Genomic DNA, 18,498 nt, shown 5'->3' with positions numbered 1-18,498 from the left:
TAACCATTAACTTGAATTAGGGAGACTTTTTTAATAAGTGATAATGGATGATCTTTATTTTCGGATTATACTAATCCTTGAATACGCAAGATGATTTCTGCAACTAAGGCAGCACCAAGATAGGTACTGATTAACATTACAATACCAATGATAACAGTCTTCCAACCTAATTTTGCGAAGTCGACCCAAGAGCTACCGATTGAAACGCCCGCATATGCAACAACTGGCGTGGCAAGGGACAGTAATTCAACTTGTTCAGTCCACTTTACGATATATGAGGAACCTGGCATGCCAGGGATTGTGAGTATTAAACCAATAATGCCAATGTAGGCGATACTAGGAACATTAAATGGAAGTAATTGATGTAATATTAAACCAATAAATGCGATAAACATAAGTGATAAGATACCAGGTAATGCTTTGAAAGGCATTATACTCTGTCCGATCCAATTACTGATAAGTGAAATAAACCCAACAACAATAAGTGTGAGAAACCAGTCTAAATATTTAGATGTCATTCTATTTCTTCTCCTTTGCTACTGAATTTCCCTTTTATGGCCATCATTAATTGATAGTATTTTTGTGTTAATGGGAGAGCTATAAGTATACCGATATATAATCCTGTCACTGATGTCAGTAAGTTACTTACCCCTGAAAAAGCAGTGATCGTACTTGCTTGATCTGGATACATTGAAACCAAAGGGCCTAATGCGGCAGCTGTCATAACACCACTACCTACACCAGATGCCATAGCATATGCAAGTGGACTTAGTGGAACAATAGAAATGATTAATCCAGCAAATATACTAAAGAAAATAGCACCAAATATGGTTCCGAATATGTAAATAGACATAACACCGCGCCATTCAGGGGACGATATGCCGAACTTTTCAGTAATCAAAGCTAAATTTGCTTCTCTACCAATAGAATGAGTCATTCCGATAGCTTCTTTGCGTAATCCCAAAACTAAAGCTAGTGGTAATGCGAAGATTATAGTAGCTAGGTGCCCAATTTCTTGTAGTATTAAGGCCGGTCCAGCAGCGATAATTTTGGGTAAAGCGGGTCCTGCTTCAACACCGAATTTAGCGATAAGTAATGCTACAGAAATAAAAACCATTGATTCTGCATGTTTAGCTTGTGTCTTTTTAATAATTGGTGTGAAATATACAGCTAAACCTAGTAATACGGCATATACTACTGGTAATAATAGGAGTGACGTAGGACCTAAAGGAATTTTATGTGTTCCGATGAATTCAGATATAATCATTATGACGAAGACGATGCCATGTAGACGCCAATCTTTCCATAAGCTCGTTTTTGCTTTCATAGTGTATAACCTCCATATATAATTTTGAATTTTCTGACATTAATAGCGTCTATTTTATACTTATTTTTCTGAAAATTAAAGGGAGTAAGATAAATTTATAAAAAAGTTAGCTTTTAACGAGGTGAGCTAAGTGCATTTAATGAAAAGTGATAATGTTGCAGAATATAATATATATGAAAGTAAGAGAGCCCACCTTGATAGATGAGCTCTCTTGTTGCTTTGTAGAAAAACTTATTAGCATTGTGATGCTTTTTAAAAAAATTATAGTTAGCGTTGCGATGCTTTTTCTAAAAATATAACTATTGGTTATTAGGAATTTAATCAGAACAGTAATTAATAATTGAATAATCAACGCTGTTTAATAGTCATCGAAATGATAAAGGCAATTGCCATAAATATAGTGATCATTGTGACGACGCCAGGCCATTGAAACATACCATAAAAATAACCTGCTAAAGTACCACCAACTGAAGAACCAATATAATAAAACAGCAAGTATAAACTAGAGGCTTGAGCTTTATGATGTTCTGCTCTACCAGCAACGACTGCACTGGCAATAGCATGACCGCTAAAAAAGGCGTAAACACTAAATGCGAGACCAAGTATTTTAAATGGAAGCGGTGGTAACAATGTAATCCAAATACCAACGATAAGTAGTAGAATACTGAATTTTAATGCATTTAATGTGCCTAATGCACGGCGTAATTTGGCATTTAGAATTGAGGACAACATGCCAATTAAAAATAATAAATAGATAAAGCTAATAATTGTATCATGTAATTGATAAGGCTTTGAAGCTAAGGCAAAGCTGATATAGTTGAAAGCAGCTATATTACAGCCCAATAATAGAAAACCAACCATAAATGGTTTCAACAATCTAACATTTTTAAGGTGTTGGCTATAACTTTTGAGTAAATCTGTAATTGAAAAGCGTTGCTTTTCAAAGTGTTGTGAAGTTGGTAATAAAAATGAAAATAAAATTGCAGCAATGACACTGATAATGCCTATGGACAATAAACCGATTTGGTAACCATATATACTGGATATGATACCTGTAAATATTCTACCGAATGCGCCACCGAAAGCATTTCCGCTAATATAAATACCCATAGCTGCTGGGAGACTTCGCGCTGATACTTCTTCGCCGATATATGCCATAGCAATAGAAGGGAGACCTGCTAAACAAATGCCTTGGATAAAACGAATAATTAGAAACACATTGAAATCTGTAATAAATGATTGCAATAACGCTAATAGTGATACTGAAATAACAGAAAATATCATTATCGGCTTTCGACCAATAACCTCTGATATTGCACCAAAAAATAGCATGGCAAGCGCTAGTGTTAATGTTGTGACAGATAAAGCTAAACTTGCTACAGTCTCACTAACATTAAATGATTTTGTGAAATGAGGTATAAGTGGTTGAACACTATACAGAATTGAAAAAATAGTGAACCCGGAGATAAAGAGTGCAATAATAATTTTTGCATATGCCTTAGTCCCTTTTTCTACGAAATTGTTTGTTTGATAATCCAATGAAATTTACCTCACTTTTAGTTGATAGATTTATCGTAGCATGTATATAATGATTTAAAAAATGCATAATTATCATATAACTTATGCGTTTATAGCATAAGGGAGGGCCTTTAAAATGGAATGGCATCATTTTGAATACTTTAAACAGTTAGCTAAATTAGAAAATATGTCTGAAACTGCGAAGATTTTAAATGTAAGTCAATCTGCATTAAGTAGAGCTATTAAAAACTTAGAAAAGGAATTAGGTGTGCCACTATTTAATAGAATCGGAAGAAAGTTGAAGCTGAACCAGTATGGTATAGACTTTTTACATACAACGAATAATATTGTGGGAGAAATGGAAATATATAAGAATCAAGTCGCACATGATACTAATATTGAAAGTGGGAAATTGACGATTGGTTTCTTGCATTCAGTAGGTGTGACATACATTTCAGATTTTCTGAAAGCCTTTAAAAAAAAATTTCCAAAGATACGTCTGAAATTAATTCAAAATCATGCCAAAAAATTGCTAGAAATGTTAGATGATGGAGAAGTGGATATCATCGTTACTACAGTATCTGAAATAACACCTAATACTCAATTTGAACCACTGTTAGAAGAGGAATTATACATCACGTTAAATGACACACATCCATTAGCGCACCATGATCAGATTTCGATCAAAGCTTTATACGATGAAAAGTTCATACTATTAAAGCAAAATTATGTGTTGAGAGAACAGATTGATGAATTGTTTAAGCATTTTGATTTTGTTCCTGAAATTAACTTTGAAGGAGATGAAACGATAACAATTGCGGCATTCATAAGTTCAGGATTAGGGATTTCAATTTTACCGCATTTACGAAATATACAAATTGCGAATTTAAAACAAATACCAATCAGTGACTACGTAGCTAATAGAAAAATTGGACTCTGTTATAAAACTAAAAACCAATCCGTCCCGATTATCAATCAGACTAGAAAAAGTTTAATCGACTATTTTCAAAGCGTGAAATAGAGTGGTAGGGAATAGTGACAATTAGTTAGGAAAATAAGTAGACCTATGGGTCTGCTTATTTTTTTAACTAATTATGGAGAAAATAATTAAAATTTTAAAAAATCTTAAGGAAACATATTGATTTTAATTAAAAATATTATAGAATTATAGAAGGTTGATTAAATAAATTATATGATGGTGTTATGCATACATGTGTGGAGGGATTGAATGAAAAGGTTTTTAATTATTATGGTTTTGGGGATTTTTGTGTTAGCTGGCTGTGACATTAATTTAAATACATCTAGCGATAACAGGGACAGTGAAGAGAATTCGAGAAAATCTGATAAAGCTAAAGCAACTTCGAAAATGAAGGACTTTAAAATAGGACAAGTTATAGATGCTGATGGTGTTGATGTAAAAGTTACAAAAGTGGAATTTGTAAATGATTATGATGAATACAGTGCACCAGAAAACGGAAAAGCAATTAAAGTATATCTAAAGTTTAAAAATAACAATGATGAACAGGTGTTAGTGGATTCAACTGATTTCAGTATGAAAGTGGATAATGAAAACTATCAAGAATGGTTTGGCAATGAAGATGTAAATGATGGATTTACTCACCAATTAAACAAAGGGAATACTGCATCAGGTTATATTACATATGATGTACCAGATAGTGAAGAGTATACTTTAGAAATGGATGCTACCCCTAACTTTGAAAGTGTAAAAGCGCGTTGGAAAATTAAAAAATCTGACATTAAAGAAGGAAATAAAGGAAACGTTAGTCAAACATCAACACCTGTTGAAACAGAAGATACATCTGATGAAGATACATTTGATAGTGAGGATACACCATATACTGCGGAAATGTATAACGATTTAGTTGATGAATACAATAGTTTAACAGATGGAGAAAAGATGGATCATGTGGATCATGACGTTTTAGAAATTGAATATACACAATTAGAAGATCGTATAGAAGCATTATATGACAAACAAATAGAAGAAGAAGATAAAGCTCTAGAAGAAGAATTACAGCGTGAAGAAGAAGAATATGAAAAAGAAATGGATGAAATAGATAAGCAATACGAGGAAGACATGAAAGAATTAGAAGAGGAAGAATCCTCTGAAAGTGAAGATACTTCAGCTGATGATAGTGAAATGCCTGAAGAAAATACTAAAGAAACTACAGAATAAAGAGATATAAAAAATTTAAATAATGGAGGAATTGTGAGATGAACAATAATCATTATGTGAGACCAACAAATCGTGTTGCGGAAATGATATTAGGTATACTGAGGAGTGTATTTGGAATTCTAGGTGGTCTATTCGCTATTATGCTTGGAGGAATTGGTTCAGAATTTGGAGATGCAGATAGTGCGAGTATAGGTGGCTTAGGAACTGCTGTAATCTTAACCTGTATTATCACGTTGATACTAAGCTGTATTATCAATAAACAACGTATTGTTATGGGGATTCTGTTAATTATTGGTGGAATTTTAAATATGATATTTATCGGCTTTTTCGGAATTTTATCTGGAATTTTAATTTTGGTAGCAGGTATTTTAGCATTAGTAAGAAAATAACTCAAAAAGCGCAAGGTTTATAACAATCCTTGCGCTTTTTGATATAAATGTACTTTATTTATATCTAGTATATATGATAACTAAGCAATCGCATTTATTTTGATTATTTGTATTATCATGTTTATCATGATTATAAATAATATATTGAAGGAGTAGAATCTATGTTTACGATATATGGTCACAGAGGTTTACCGAGTAAGGCACCTGAAAATACACTTGCTTCATTTAAAGAAGCTGCTTCTACACGAGGTTTGAAATGGGTGGAATTAGATGTAGCTATCACGAAAGATGAACAATTAATTATTGTGCATGATGATTTTTTAGAGAGAACTACAAATCATAAGGGTGAAATAACGCAAGTTGCATATGACCAAATTAAATCTGCTTCAGCTGGCAGTTGGCATAGTACGGAGTTTGAAAATGAAAAGATTCCTACATTTGATGATGTGATTACATTTGCCAATGAAACGCATATGAATATAAATGTTGAATTGAAGGGGGTTTCTGGCCCGGACGGAACACGTTTGTCTGAAAGTATGGTGCAACAAGTTGCTGAGAAACTTGCTTCTCTTGAAAATGGCATTGATGTGATGATTTCAAGCTTTAACATACCGTTATTAAAGCTTGCGGAAACATACATGCCACAGTACCGTAGAGCAGTTATATTTAAGGCGGTTGCCTTTAAAGCAGATTGGCGAACAATTTTGGATTTCTGTGGATCTAAGATTGTTAATATTGAAGATGCGAAGTTGACGCAAAATCGTGTTGAAATGATTCGTAATGCAGGATTTGATTTGAATGTTTGGACAGTAAATAAAAAAGAACGTGCCAATCAACTTGCGAATTGGGGCGCTACAGGTATTTTTACTGATAAAGCTGATGCGATGATACATTTGGAAAGAGATTAATGACAAGATTGTAAGAATAGATGTATTTGACAGAAACAGTATTTAGTTAATTTAATTAAGTCGATTTAGTTAGATTTAGTTAGATTTAGTAACAAAACCCTTAGATGAATTTGAACATTCATTTAAGGGTTATTTTTATAAAATAATATGTAATGATGTACTAAATTAAGATGCAAGCATTGAATATTTATGATTACCTTTGCTTTCATTATACGCTAAAATTTGTTTGAGAAAAAGGCTATTAGTTTTTACGTAATCGTTTTATACTCATTATCGAATAAAAATGAGGGAGTGTTGTGCGATGGCAAATAATACAGTTGAATCGGTGATTGATAATGGTCCGTTTTTTCATGGAACAAAAGCTCAATTAAATGTTGGTGATTTATTAGTGCCCAAAAGACAATCAAATTATCAAGATAGAATAATGAATCATATCTATTTCACTGCTACTTTGGAAGCGGCAAAATGGGGTGCAGAGTTAGCGGTTGCGCTTTCTAACACAGCAGAAATTCAAGATGAACGTATTTATATTGTTGAGCCGTTAGGTGAATTTGAGAATGATCCAAATGTCACGGATAAAAAGTTTCCAGGGAATCCTACAAGGTCTTATCGGTCGAAAGCACCTTTGAAGATAGTAGGAGAGTTAGCAACATGGGAACGCCACAGTGATGATGTAATCAATGAAATGCTAGATGGCCTTCAGCAATTAAGGGCAACTGGTGCCGATATTATTGAAGATTAAGCATTTATAAAAAGTGTATGTGATTCAAATGTATATATAATTAAAATTCAAATCGCTCTTTATAATTCATTCACTTACAAATCATGAAATACAATTCCTCTGAAATTTATCACTAAATTTAAAAGTTTTTTCTAAAAAATATATAAAATAAGATTATTTAGAATTTACTAGGGTAAATTGACAAAAAAGGAGGCGAATTATCATGAATAAAGTATTAAGTTCTTTGATGGGAGTAGTGGATAGTATTATTAGCTTTCTCCCTAATATCATTGGTGCATTAATATTCTTACTAATTGCATGGATAATTGCAGTTATTGTTAAAAAAGTTATAGTAAAAGGATTAGGTGCACTTGGTTTTGAAGAGTGGTTACAAAAGAAAGGTCTAGTAGATGCTGGAAAGGGCAAATCTGAATCAGAAGGTATTATTCAAACATTCGGTAAATTAGCTTATTTCTTAGTATTCTTATTATTCCTACCATCAGTATTTGATTCATTGAATATGCAATCAGTATCTAAACCAATTAAAGGTATGATGAGTAGTATACTTAATTTCTCACCTAAAATCATTGTAGCTGTCATTATATTGGTATTAGGTATTTTTATTGCCAAAGTGTTAGGTACATTAGTGAAAAATATTCTAGGTAGTCTCAATGTGAGTCGTTTTAATAAATATGTTAATTTCGGCGAAAATAAAGACAGCATTGATATACCAACTGCAACAGGCTGGGTTATTACAGCGCTAATTGGTTTATTCTTCACTGTACAAGCTTTGAATACAGTTAATTTATCAGTGTTAAATAAAATTGGTGAAGCAATCATTGGTTATTTACCATTAGTTATTTCAGCAGTGATTATCTTAGCATTAGGTTTAATTGGCGGCAATTTAATCTCTAAATTGATTAATAAATCAACAGGTAACGCAATGTTAGCTGAAATTGTTAAGTATTTAGTGATTATTGTTTCTGTATTCATGACTTTAGATCAATTAAACTTTGCGCAAAGCATTGTTAATGTTGCGTTCTTATTAATCCTAGGTGCTGTTGCTGTAGCATTTGCTATCGCATTCGGTATCGGTGGTAAATCATTTGCTGAGAAACAGTTAAATAAATTCTCAGATAAAATTGATTCAGACAAAAAACAATAATTTGCATAATTAAAATTTAACAACGCATTGTGTATTATACGTTGTTAAATACTGAAGTGTCTGGGACATCAATCCCCAGCATGAAGCCCATCAAAGATCAAAATCTTTGATGGGCTTGTTATTGCTCACTTACATAGAGGCTAGGTCGCTCCTCGGTCACGACACGCATCCTACTCCCTCAGGTGTCTCACAAACCATACACATTTCTTATATGTTTTTACTACAAAAAACAAGATACCTTATAAGGAATTAATTGAAACAGAAATTATTCCAGAGATAAAACAAGAAACGAATAACGGGTTAAAAGATGAAGATTTAAATAAAATAACATGTTCATTATTGTAATTTTAAATGATTTTTGTGTACTTTATCTTTCGATTTTGATGGATAAACTTACAAATATAGAAAAACGTGAAAGAATCATATTGTCATAACTATAGAATCAGTGTATTTTTATTATGTAAAGCGAAAATAATGGTGACTAACATTTGAAATGTCTTATGTTAGTCTTTTTATTTTCGTAGGACTGAACAATGATGTGATTATAAATTGGAGACCAAAATAGTTTGATAGATGGCATAATATAAATAAGAAGAAATATTGAATTAAAAGGAAGGTAAGCCATGCAAGAAAATAATAATGATTATGAGAATCTGTTGTTTTATTTTGCTTATAAAACATTTATCAATACAGCTGATGAAATTATTGAGGCTTATGGATTGAATCGTCAACATCATAGATTCTTATTTTTCATAGATAAAGTACCGGGAATTACTATAAAGGATTTATTGAAAAGTATGGAAATCTCTAAACAGGGTAGCCATGCTGCTTTGAAAAAGTTAAAAGACGAAGCATATATTATAGAGAAACAAACGGAACATGATAAGCGTGTTAAAGCATTATATGCTACGGATAAAGGAACAAAATTGGTCAGAGAATTAAATAAAGCGCAAAATGATTTATTTCAAGATATTCAAAAAAAGGTCGGGAATGATTGGTACGCTATCATGGAAGAATTTGCTTCTCATAGACAAGGATACGCAGAAATTAAACATCTCAAAGATGATTTTGATAAAGACTAATGCTATCGCACACTAACCCATGGTTTAAAGGTAAATTCAAGTATGATTACATTGTAAATTGTCAATGTCATACGTATCATACGTGACAAATTAAAGTTAATCTACTTAGAGATAAGCATGTCTGTCTAAATATACAGCCCATATATTAATAAGTTGGCATTATTGGTAAATATAGGGATTTACAAATCCACCATTGCATATTGGAATATGTAGGATGTTAGCCAATAAAATGCTTATTATCACATTTTTAAAGATAGAATGATCATTGATGTTGAAATAAACATCAGTGATCATTTTTTATTACTCCAGTGCTAGGTAAATTGGCAATGATTATAGTTCATTGCTTATTGATAAATGATAAGTGCAAAATAAAAAGTTTCACAATTTAAATAAGTCAATATAGTTGACCTTTTGTTTCATTTTTATTATTTTGGAAGTGTAATTCAATATAGATAAAAAGGGGAAATGAATTATGAGAAGACGTATTGGACAATATTTAATGGACTGTTTAAGTAATGTTGGCGTGGATAAGGTTTTTGGTGTTCCGGGAGATTTTAATTTAACGTTTTTAGATGATATTATCGGTAGAACGGATATGGAATGGATAGGTAATACGAATGAATTAAACGCGAGTTACGCTGCTGATGGTTATGCTAGAATGAAAGGCATCAGTGCAATGGTAACTACATTTGGTGTTGGTGAGCTGAGTGCTGTTAATGGTATTGCGGGTGCATTTGCAGAGCGTGTGCCAGTCATTCAAATTACGGGCGCCCCTACACAAGCAGTGGAACAAGCAGGGAAATATGTGCATCACTCATTAGGTGAAGGTAACTTTGATGATTATCGCAAAATGTATGAACCAATCACGACTACACAAGCATATATTACAGAGGATAATGCACAATTGGAAATTCCAAGAGTTATCAATGCCGCATTAACTGAAAGTAGACCTGTACACATACATTTACCAATTGATGTTGCAGCAAAAGAGATTGAAGTGAAGGAAGATTATCACTATAAAATGAGCAAACCTGCTGATGTTTCTCAATATATCGACATGGTTCAAGCGAAATTAAATAGTGCGGAACGACCAGTGATTATTACAGGACACGAGATTAATAGTTTCGGTTTGCATGAATTATTAGAACAATTTGTTAATCAGACGGGTATTCCAGTTGCCCAATTATCTTTGGGTAAAGGTGCTTTTAATGAGGAGAGTCCATATTATATGGGCATTTATGATGGTTCAATTGCTGAGGAACGCATTAAATACTATGTGGATCATAGTGATGCTATATTAAATATCGGTGCTAAGCTAACAGATTCTGCAACGGCAGGATTTTCATATCAATTTGATATAGATGATGTAATTATGTTAAATCATCGTAACTTTAAAATGAACGAAACACGAGATGATAATGTAGCTTTACAAGATTTATTAATAGGTTTACAGCGCATAGATTTTCACTTCAATGGAGATTATCCTATGTTCAAAAAGCCTGTGCCAAATGATGATGTATTAGATGATACACCGTTAACACAACAAACATATTTTAAAATGATGCAAGATTTTTTAAATCGTGATGATGTAGTGATTGCAGAACAAGGAACATCTTTCTTTGGTGCCTATGATTTAGCATTAACGAAAACGAATAAATTTATTGGTCAACCTTTATGGGGATCAATTGGTTATACTTTACCAGCAACTTTAGGTTCACAATTAGCTGATGGAGAACGACGAAATGTATTGTTAATTGGTGATGGATCGCTACAATTAACAGTACAGGAAATGGCAACGATGATTAGACTACAGTTGAAACCAGTAATATTTATTATAAATAATGATGGCTATACTGTTGAGCGTAAAATTCATGGTGAAAATGCGTTGTATAACGATATACCAATGTGGGATTATAAAGCATTGCCTAGTGTCTTTGGTGGTAACGAAACCGTATCAGTACACGAAGTTGACTCAAGTGTGAGTTTACAACATGCTTTCAATGAAATTAATCTGCAACCTAATCGTATGCATGTCATTGAAGTTAAGATGGGTATGCACGATGCCCCTGAAAAATTAAATGATATTGGTAAAGCATTTGCAAAGCAAAATGGTTAATCTAGCACATCTTGTGTTAAACAGAGCGAGCAATTTCTTTGGATAATGTAGTTTGTTTAATAGCAATATATTCTGACATGTAATTTAAAATATTAGGTCCTTAAATGAAATGTGTTTATTCATTTAAGGACTATTTTTATTGAAAAATTTTATTCAAAAGCCCGTGGTTGCGCTGTTTTGCAAATCATTTAGTGTAAAAAGAAAGAAAAATAACGATATATCGTTGACGTATTTCGATATATCGTTTATAATTTCGATATATCGAAATAAGAAAGGGAGATTAATATGTTTAGAAGACATTTTCACAAAAGACACACACATTTTGCACATAAGATGATGAATAGAGAAGATTTTGGTTTTGGTAGAGGTATGGATGGATTTGATCCTCGTGCAATGGCAGCAATGGGTAAGGAAAGATTTTTCAAAAAAGGTAATTTACAGTTTGTAATTTTAAAAATGTTGCAGCAAGAATCAAAGCATGGTTATCAAATTATCAAAGATTTAGAAGAACAGTTTAAAGGATTCTATTCACCTAGTCCTGGATCAGTTTATCCTATATTACAAATGCTAGAAGATAGAGAGTTTGTATCAATTTCGAAAGATGGTAAGAAGAAAGTGTATACGATTACTGAAGAGGGACAAACGTTCTTAAATGAAAATATGAATGATGCAATGTTGACTCGATTAGAACAATTAAAGCATATGGATTTTGACAAAATGCAAGAATCTAGAGCACAATTACAGGATTTATTTAGAACGTTTATGCTCAAGAGTAAAGAGTCATTTAACGATGAAGAGAAAAAACGCAAATTTAATGAATTTGTCGAACGTACGAAGAAAGAACTTGAAGATTTATATTAAATCTAAATATTTGTAAGTGGGGAATACAAAATGAATCGTATTGCAATTATTGGTGGAGGTCCTGGCGGTTTAATGCTAGGACTGTTACTTCAACAACGTGGTTATCAGTTTACTATTTTTGAAAAATCTAATGGTCAAAATCATCAGTTGCAAGGTGGGTCATTAGATATACATGGGGATACAGGACAAATACCTCTGAAGGAAGCGGGGCTTATTGATGAATTTAATAAGCTTGCGCGATTTGAAGGTGAAGATACAAAGATTGTCGATGCAACTGGTAAAGTATATTATGAAGACGATGCAGATGGTCAAGGTGATCGACCTGAAATTGATCGTGGAGTGCTATGTGATTTAATTCGTAGTCACATTGATCCATCAGCAATTAAGTATGGCTATCAGTTTGAAAGTCTAAAGCAATTTGCTGATAGCAAATGTGAAGTTACTTTTTCTAATGGCTATCAAGAACAATTTGACTATGTGATTGGTTCTGATGGTGCATTTTCTAAAGTCAGATCTTATTTGTCAGATGTAAATATAGAATATACAGGTATTAGTATGGTGGAGATTAACGTTGAAGAAGTGAGCCAACACTACCCGCAGTTGTTACAATACAATAAGAATGGAAAAATGATGGCTTTAGACCAAGATAAAGGTTTGTTAGCACAATTAAATGGTGATGACAGCATTAAAGTTTATGTATCTTACAGAATGGCAGAAGCTGAATTAGAAGATTATAAACAAATGTCGCACGATGAATTGAAAGCACGTTTGCTGAGTGACTTCGAACAGTGGGATGAGCAATTATTAAATTATATTAAAAATATGAGCAATAATATCTTGTTTAGAAGAATATATAGATTACCCATTGGCTTTAAATGGGAAACAAATCAATCTATTACACTAATTGGAGATGCAGCACATTTGATGAGTCCATTTGCTGGTGAAGGTGTAAATATGGCATTGTATGATGCTTATTTATTTGTGAAATCTCTAGACGAGCACACTGATAAAATGACAGTAGCTAAACAATATGAACAAGAGATGAATAAAGTATCTAAAATTAGTGCGCAAGATTCTCAAGACAACTTAGAGCGCATGTTTACAGAAGGCGCCGCTAAAAAGTTAAGTGACATGTTCACATTTGTAAATTAATATCAATTAAATTAAAATTTAACGCGTTTAAGGATGAATTAATGCCTTGAACGCGTTATTTTTATAATAAGTGTATCATTGTGATATCATATGCGACATATAAGTAATAGATTGATTCATAGCTAGACATAATCAAAATGAAAACGGGTAAATGTAATTAATATAACAATAAAATAGTACATAACATTTGGTGATTACTGCTTAAAATACAACATCTGATGAGCATATAAAGATATTAAATATAAGGTGTGTAAATATGGGGAACTTAGAAAAAGAGTATAAATATTGTCAAAAGATAATGAAAAATTATACAAAGACATTTGCGAATGCTTTTGAACATTTATCAACTGAAAAGCGTAATGCGCTATGGTCGATTTATGCACTTTATCATAACGTAGACGAAAGTATTAAGGTGCATAAAGATATAGAATATTTAAATAAAATCAAGCAAGATGTCCAACAAATTTATAATGGGGAGACTAAAAAGTTTCATAGTAATACAAAAATAATGAAACCATTGGCACAGACGATACATTTATATAATTTGCCAAGATCCGCTTTAGAGACATTTATCCAAACAGTTGAAGATGATTTTGTATTTTCTGCAAATGACACTGATCAGCAATTAGAGCAATACTGCTATGGTGTAAGTGGTGTTATTGGAGAATTGCTTAATCCTATTTTTACTCAATCACAAATTGAAGCAACTAAGGTAGCAGAAGCAAATGCGATGAGTATTGCTTTAGGAAAGGCCCTCCAATTGACTAAAATATTAAGAAATGTAGGCAAGGACTATAGCAATGGTAAAATCTATATAAGTATTGAAAAGTTGGAATACTACAATGTTGATTTGGATTCAATTTATTATAACGGCGTAACCCCTAACTACGCACATTTATGGGAAAGTTATGCGAAACTGATAGAACGGAATTTCTCATATATTTTGGATCACTTGTATTTATTTGACGATGATATAGAGCCCATCATTGTACTGACAATTAAGACTTATCAAGGATTATTAGAAGAGGTAAGAAAGAATTTGTATGATGTAACAAAACATGCAAATTTAAGTAGTTACAAAAAATCAAAAATTTATCGCAACGTTATGGAAACATATAGTAAGTCATGACTTGTACGCTTGGATAATCATTAAGTAACAAATACCAAGTAAACATCTTACTTTTGCGATAAATTGAATTTAACTTTTATATGATATACTAACAATGATTAAGCATATATCGTTAGAACTAGGAGATTGTATTTTATGAATAAGCCTAAATATCAAGTGATAGCAGATGAGATTAAAAATAAAATTATTAGTAAAGAATTCCAAGTAGGATCATTATTACCTACTGAAAAGGATTTCCAGCATCGATATAGTGTGAGCCGATATACGATACGTCAAGCAATGGAATTATTAGTTGCAGATGGTTATATAAATAAGAGAAAAGGTTCTGGTTCATATGTAAGTTATGAATTTTTAAATTCGGAAACGAACCATAATGCTAAGAAGATTGGATTAATTGTAACCTATTTATCAGATTATATATTTCCGAGTATCATACGAGGTATCGAAACAGTATTGAGAGAGAATGGTTACTCATTAATATTAGCAAGCACGAACAATAATCATGCTGACGAGCGTCAATGTTTAGAGATGATGTTAAATCAAGGTATCAAAGGTCTCATTGTTGAACCTACGAAAAGTAATGTCTACAATCCGAACTTATCGTATTATTCCTTATTTAAACAACGTAATATTCCGATATTATCTATTAATGCGCAATATGAAGAATTGAACTTACCCTATATTGCTATTGATGATATTAAGTCAGGACATCTTGCAACGAAATATCTTATAGATAAGGGACATGAGGATATCGCTTTAATTACCAAGATAGATGACAATCAAGGTAAGTTAAGGATGAAAGGTTATTTTAATGCCTTTGAAAATTGTAACAAAGTCTTTAAGAGTGAATATATTTATACGTATGATACAGAAAGTAAATTATCTGTGTTAGATCAATTTGTGGAACACGTGGTATCGAAGCAAATACAAGCTTCGGCTGTGGTGTGTTACAATGACCAAATCGCATATTACATTATGAAAAAATTAGAAAAACTAGGTATTGCCATTCCAAATGATATGTCTGTTGTGGGGGAAGATAACTCAGTATTGAGCAAATTAGAAGATGTTGATTTAACAACGACATCCCACCCTCAAGAACTATTAGGAGAGAAAGCAGCTAATTGGGTATTGAATACAATTGAAACAGGTAAGGTACAACCTTCAGAACTATTAGATACCTATATTATAGAAAGAAGTTCCGTAAAGTAAATCATATATAGCGAATGATACGATGCAATGCGTTTAGTTGAGTGGTATAACTATACTTATAGTATCGAGTATCTTTAAATAACGACAGAGCCAATCCATATAACGGAATTTGGCTCTTTTTTTTATTTCATATAACAGTCACTTGTATGGTCTACGAATTGAAATTGAGACACCTGAACGAATAGGATAATAAGAAATGAGGAGCGAGACCAAGACACAGGCCAAGGATTTAGGTAGGTGGTTCAAATAATTTAGGTTGCCCCTACAAAACTAAGGGATAAATCTTTTGAATTAGATATTGTAAGAATTTGTATAAAAGGATTACACCAATTAATATATACGGACAAAAATTATAATGTATTGACATGTACGGACAAATACTTTATGATTTATTTGAAAACGATTACAAAAGAGGTGTTTGCAATGCAAAATCCTACTAATATAACCGATAGTTCTGAGTTGTCTATTGGTATTGAGCTAGGTTCAACTCGTATTAAGACGATAGCAATTGATGCGCAATTTAACACATTAGCAACAGGTAGCTTTGAATGGGAGAACAATTATATAGATGGCTATTGGACCTATTCAGTAAATGATATTTGGGTTGGATTACAACAAAGTTATCAAGATATGGCAAAAAATTTAAAAGACAAGTTTGATATAACTATACGCAAAATTAATAGCCTTGGTATTAGTGCAATGATGCATGGATATTTGGCATTCGATGAACATGAGGATCTGTTAGTTCCATTTAGAACTTGGAGAAATGGCAACACGGTTGAAGCGGCAAAAATTTTGAGAACAGCATTTAACTATAATATCCCAGAAAGATGGAGTATCGCACATTTATATCAAGCGGTTATAGATAAAGAATCTCACGTAAATCAAGTGAATTATATTACGACATTAGCAGGCTATATTCACTGGTATTTGACGGGAGAAAAGGTATTAGGCATAGGAGATGCTTCAGGGATGTTTCCGGTAGATGTTGGGCAACAAGCATACAGAACAGACTTATTAGAAGAGGCAGATATATTATTCAATACAGAAGGATTTCATAAAGCAGTTATTGATTTATTACCAAAAATTAAAGTTGCAGGTGACAATGCTGGATATTTAACAGATGAAGGTGCAAGATTGTTGGATCCTGATGGCAATTTAGAAAGTGGCTGTGTTATGTGTCCACCTGAAGGTGATGCTGGTACAGGGATGGTAGCTACTAACGCTGTTACACCACGTTCAGGTAATATTTCAGCAGGAACAAGTGCATTTGCCATGATAGTCTTAGAACAATCTTTGAAAAATGTATATCCAGAAGTGGATATCGTTGCAACACCTTCAAGTAGTGAAGTAGCCATGATTCATACCAATAATTGTACTTCTGAAATAAATGCGTGGATGAATTTATTTGAACAAGTTCTTGAAACTATGGGAGTGCGTTTTTCATCAGATGATTTGTACGGACAAATATTGAAAGAATCTGAAAAAAGTGATGATGACTTAGGTGGATTATTGTCGTATGGATATGTCTCCGGTGAAAATATTACCAAAGTTGAAGAGGGATACCCACTATTCGTAAGAGAGCCGAATCATCATTTTACACTTGCAAATTTCATGAAAACACAATTGTTTAGTGCCTTTAGTACATTAAAAATTGGCATGGATTTATTAAAAGCAAATGAAAATATTTCAATTAATAAATTAATTGCACATGGTGGCATTTTCAAAACAGAGCGTATTGCACAATCAGTATTAAGTGCAGCTATGGATGCCCCGATTACAGTGATGAATCAAGCGAGTGAAGGTGGTGCTTGGGGCATTAGTGTATTGGCAAAATTTGCAACTATCAATAAAGATATGACATTGTCACAATTTCTAGATGATTTTGTGTTTGCCAATATAGATGAAACGACAATTGAACCATCTGCGCAAGCAGTTGAAAACTTTGATACCTATATCGATAAGACTATAAAAGGATTACCTATTGAGCGACAATTATCACATTATTTAGAAGGTGAAGCGAATGTTAGAAAAATTAAAACAAGAAGTATATAAAGCGAATTTAGAGTTACCAGAGAGAGGTTTAATTAAATACACTTGGGGAAATGTCAGTGGATTTGACCCTGAAACGCAACTGTTTGTCATAAAACCGAGTGGTGTTGATTATGCTCAAATGAAACCTGAAGACATGGTGGTTTGTAATCTAGATTGTGAAATCGTTGAAGGCGATTTGAGACCATCATCAGATATGCCTACACATGCAGTATTGTACAAATCATTTCCAAATATAGGCAGTGTTGTACACACACATTCTCCTTGGGCGACAATTTGGGCTCAAGCAGGGTTAGATGTACCGGCAATGGGGACGACACATGCAGATACGTTTTATGGTTCAGTCCCATGTGCAAGATTTTTAACAGCAAGTGAAATTAACAGAGATTATGAGTATGAAACTGGAAATGTCATTGTTGAAACATTCAAAGAACGAAATATTGATCCAAATGCAGTTCCAGCTGTTTTATTACAAGGGCACGCGCCTTTTGTGTGGGCGAAAGATTGTGAACATGCAGTGATGAATGCAGTTGTTTTAGAAGAAGTATGTAAAATGAATTTATTTACGCAACAATTAAACGCATATGCGAAAGCGCTACCAGAAGAGATTTTAAATAAACATTATGAAAGAAAGCATGGCGAAAATGCTTATTACGGACAGAAATAGGAGGA

17 protein-coding genes are annotated in these 18,498 nt (G+C 32.7%); 14 read left to right on the top strand and 3 right to left on the bottom strand.

From position 1 onward, the window contains the following. Positions 1-65: 65 nt before the first annotated feature. The 3 genes from SH09_RS15595 to SH09_RS15585 form a co-directional block, all read right to left on the bottom strand. Complete coding sequence (locus tag SH09_RS15595) at positions 66-518, bottom strand: hypothetical protein (RefSeq protein ID WP_042740512.1); 453 nt, start codon at positions 516-518, stop codon at positions 66-68. Further along, on the bottom strand, positions 515-1,327 hold the full coding sequence (locus tag SH09_RS15590; RefSeq protein ID WP_042740511.1) for a DUF3100 domain-containing protein: 813 nt from the start codon (positions 1,325-1,327) through the stop codon (positions 515-517). The genes SH09_RS15595 and SH09_RS15590 overlap by 4 nt, the downstream gene beginning before the upstream one ends. A 348-nt stretch (positions 1,328-1,675) precedes the next feature. Further along, complete coding sequence (locus SH09_RS15585; protein WP_042740510.1) at positions 1,676-2,866, bottom strand: MFS transporter; 1,191 nt, start codon at positions 2,864-2,866, stop codon at positions 1,676-1,678. Positions 2,867-2,981: 115 nt separating this feature from the next. Between SH09_RS15585 and SH09_RS15580 the strand changes: the two genes are divergently transcribed. The 14 genes from SH09_RS15580 to SH09_RS15515 all read left to right on the top strand — a co-directional run bounded on the left by SH09_RS15580 (position 2,982) and on the right by SH09_RS15515 (position 18,493). Continuing rightward, on the top strand, positions 2,982-3,866 hold the full coding sequence (locus SH09_RS15580) for a LysR family transcriptional regulator (protein ID WP_042740509.1): 885 nt from the start codon (positions 2,982-2,984) through the stop codon (positions 3,864-3,866). 207 nt (positions 3,867-4,073) lie between these two features. Further along, positions 4,074-5,042 carry a DUF4352 domain-containing protein gene (locus SH09_RS15575; RefSeq protein WP_042740508.1) on the top strand — a complete coding sequence of 323 codons (969 nt, stop codon included), beginning with the start codon at positions 4,074-4,076 and terminating at the stop codon, positions 5,040-5,042. Between the two features lie 38 nt (positions 5,043-5,080). Beyond that, complete coding sequence (locus tag SH09_RS15570) at positions 5,081-5,431, top strand: membrane protein (RefSeq protein WP_042740507.1); 351 nt, start codon at positions 5,081-5,083, stop codon at positions 5,429-5,431. 161 nt (positions 5,432-5,592) lie between these two features. Beyond that, on the top strand, positions 5,593-6,339 hold the full coding sequence (locus tag SH09_RS15565; RefSeq protein WP_042740506.1) for a glycerophosphodiester phosphodiesterase family protein: 747 nt from the start codon (positions 5,593-5,595) through the stop codon (positions 6,337-6,339). A 301-nt stretch (positions 6,340-6,640) separates the two neighbouring features. Further along, the gene (gene arr / locus SH09_RS15560; RefSeq protein ID WP_042740505.1) at positions 6,641-7,081 is read left to right on the top strand and encodes an NAD(+)--rifampin ADP-ribosyltransferase; all 441 of its coding nucleotides are present in this window, start codon (positions 6,641-6,643) and stop codon (positions 7,079-7,081) included. Between the two features lie 202 nt (positions 7,082-7,283). Next, entirely contained in the window at positions 7,284-8,225 is a 942-nt protein-coding gene (locus SH09_RS15555) for a mechanosensitive ion channel (protein WP_042740504.1), read from the top strand. Between the two features lie 623 nt (positions 8,226-8,848). Beyond that, entirely contained in the window at positions 8,849-9,307 is a 459-nt protein-coding gene (locus SH09_RS15550) for a MarR family winged helix-turn-helix transcriptional regulator (RefSeq protein WP_042740503.1), read from the top strand. A 472-nt stretch (positions 9,308-9,779) separates the two neighbouring features. Then, on the top strand, positions 9,780-11,423 hold the full coding sequence (locus tag SH09_RS15545; protein WP_042740502.1) for an alpha-keto acid decarboxylase family protein: 1,644 nt from the start codon (positions 9,780-9,782) through the stop codon (positions 11,421-11,423). A gap of 285 nt (positions 11,424-11,708) precedes the next feature. Next, positions 11,709-12,284 carry a PadR family transcriptional regulator gene (locus SH09_RS15540; RefSeq protein ID WP_042740501.1) on the top strand — a complete coding sequence of 192 codons (576 nt, stop codon included), beginning with the start codon at positions 11,709-11,711 and terminating at the stop codon, positions 12,282-12,284. A 30-nt stretch (positions 12,285-12,314) separates the two neighbouring features. After that, positions 12,315-13,436 (top strand): FAD-dependent oxidoreductase, encoded by a 1,122-nt coding sequence (locus SH09_RS15535; protein ID WP_042740500.1) that lies wholly within the window; start codon positions 12,315-12,317, stop codon positions 13,434-13,436. A gap of 256 nt (positions 13,437-13,692) precedes the next feature. Then, positions 13,693-14,565 (top strand): squalene/phytoene synthase family protein, encoded by an 873-nt coding sequence (locus SH09_RS15530; RefSeq protein ID WP_042740499.1) that lies wholly within the window; start codon positions 13,693-13,695, stop codon positions 14,563-14,565. A gap of 135 nt (positions 14,566-14,700) precedes the next feature. Then, complete coding sequence (locus tag SH09_RS15525) at positions 14,701-15,774, top strand: GntR family transcriptional regulator (protein ID WP_042740498.1); 1,074 nt, start codon at positions 14,701-14,703, stop codon at positions 15,772-15,774. A gap of 423 nt (positions 15,775-16,197) precedes the next feature. Continuing rightward, positions 16,198-17,829: a xylulokinase gene (locus SH09_RS15520; RefSeq protein WP_042740497.1), complete on the top strand. Its 1,632-nt coding sequence runs from the start codon at positions 16,198-16,200 to the stop codon at positions 17,827-17,829. Continuing rightward, positions 17,798-18,493 (top strand): L-ribulose-5-phosphate 4-epimerase, encoded by a 696-nt coding sequence (locus tag SH09_RS15515; RefSeq protein ID WP_042740496.1) that lies wholly within the window; start codon positions 17,798-17,800, stop codon positions 18,491-18,493. The genes SH09_RS15520 and SH09_RS15515 overlap by 32 nt, the downstream gene beginning before the upstream one ends. Positions 18,494-18,498: the final 5 nt, after the last annotated feature.

Origin of the sequence: Staphylococcus gallinarum, from assembly GCF_000875895.1 — a bacterium.
Lineage (GTDB): Bacteria > Bacillota > Bacilli > Staphylococcales > Staphylococcaceae > Staphylococcus > Staphylococcus gallinarum.
The sequence above is the reverse complement of the archived record's forward strand: the minus strand, read 5'-3'. Positions and strand labels throughout refer to the sequence as shown.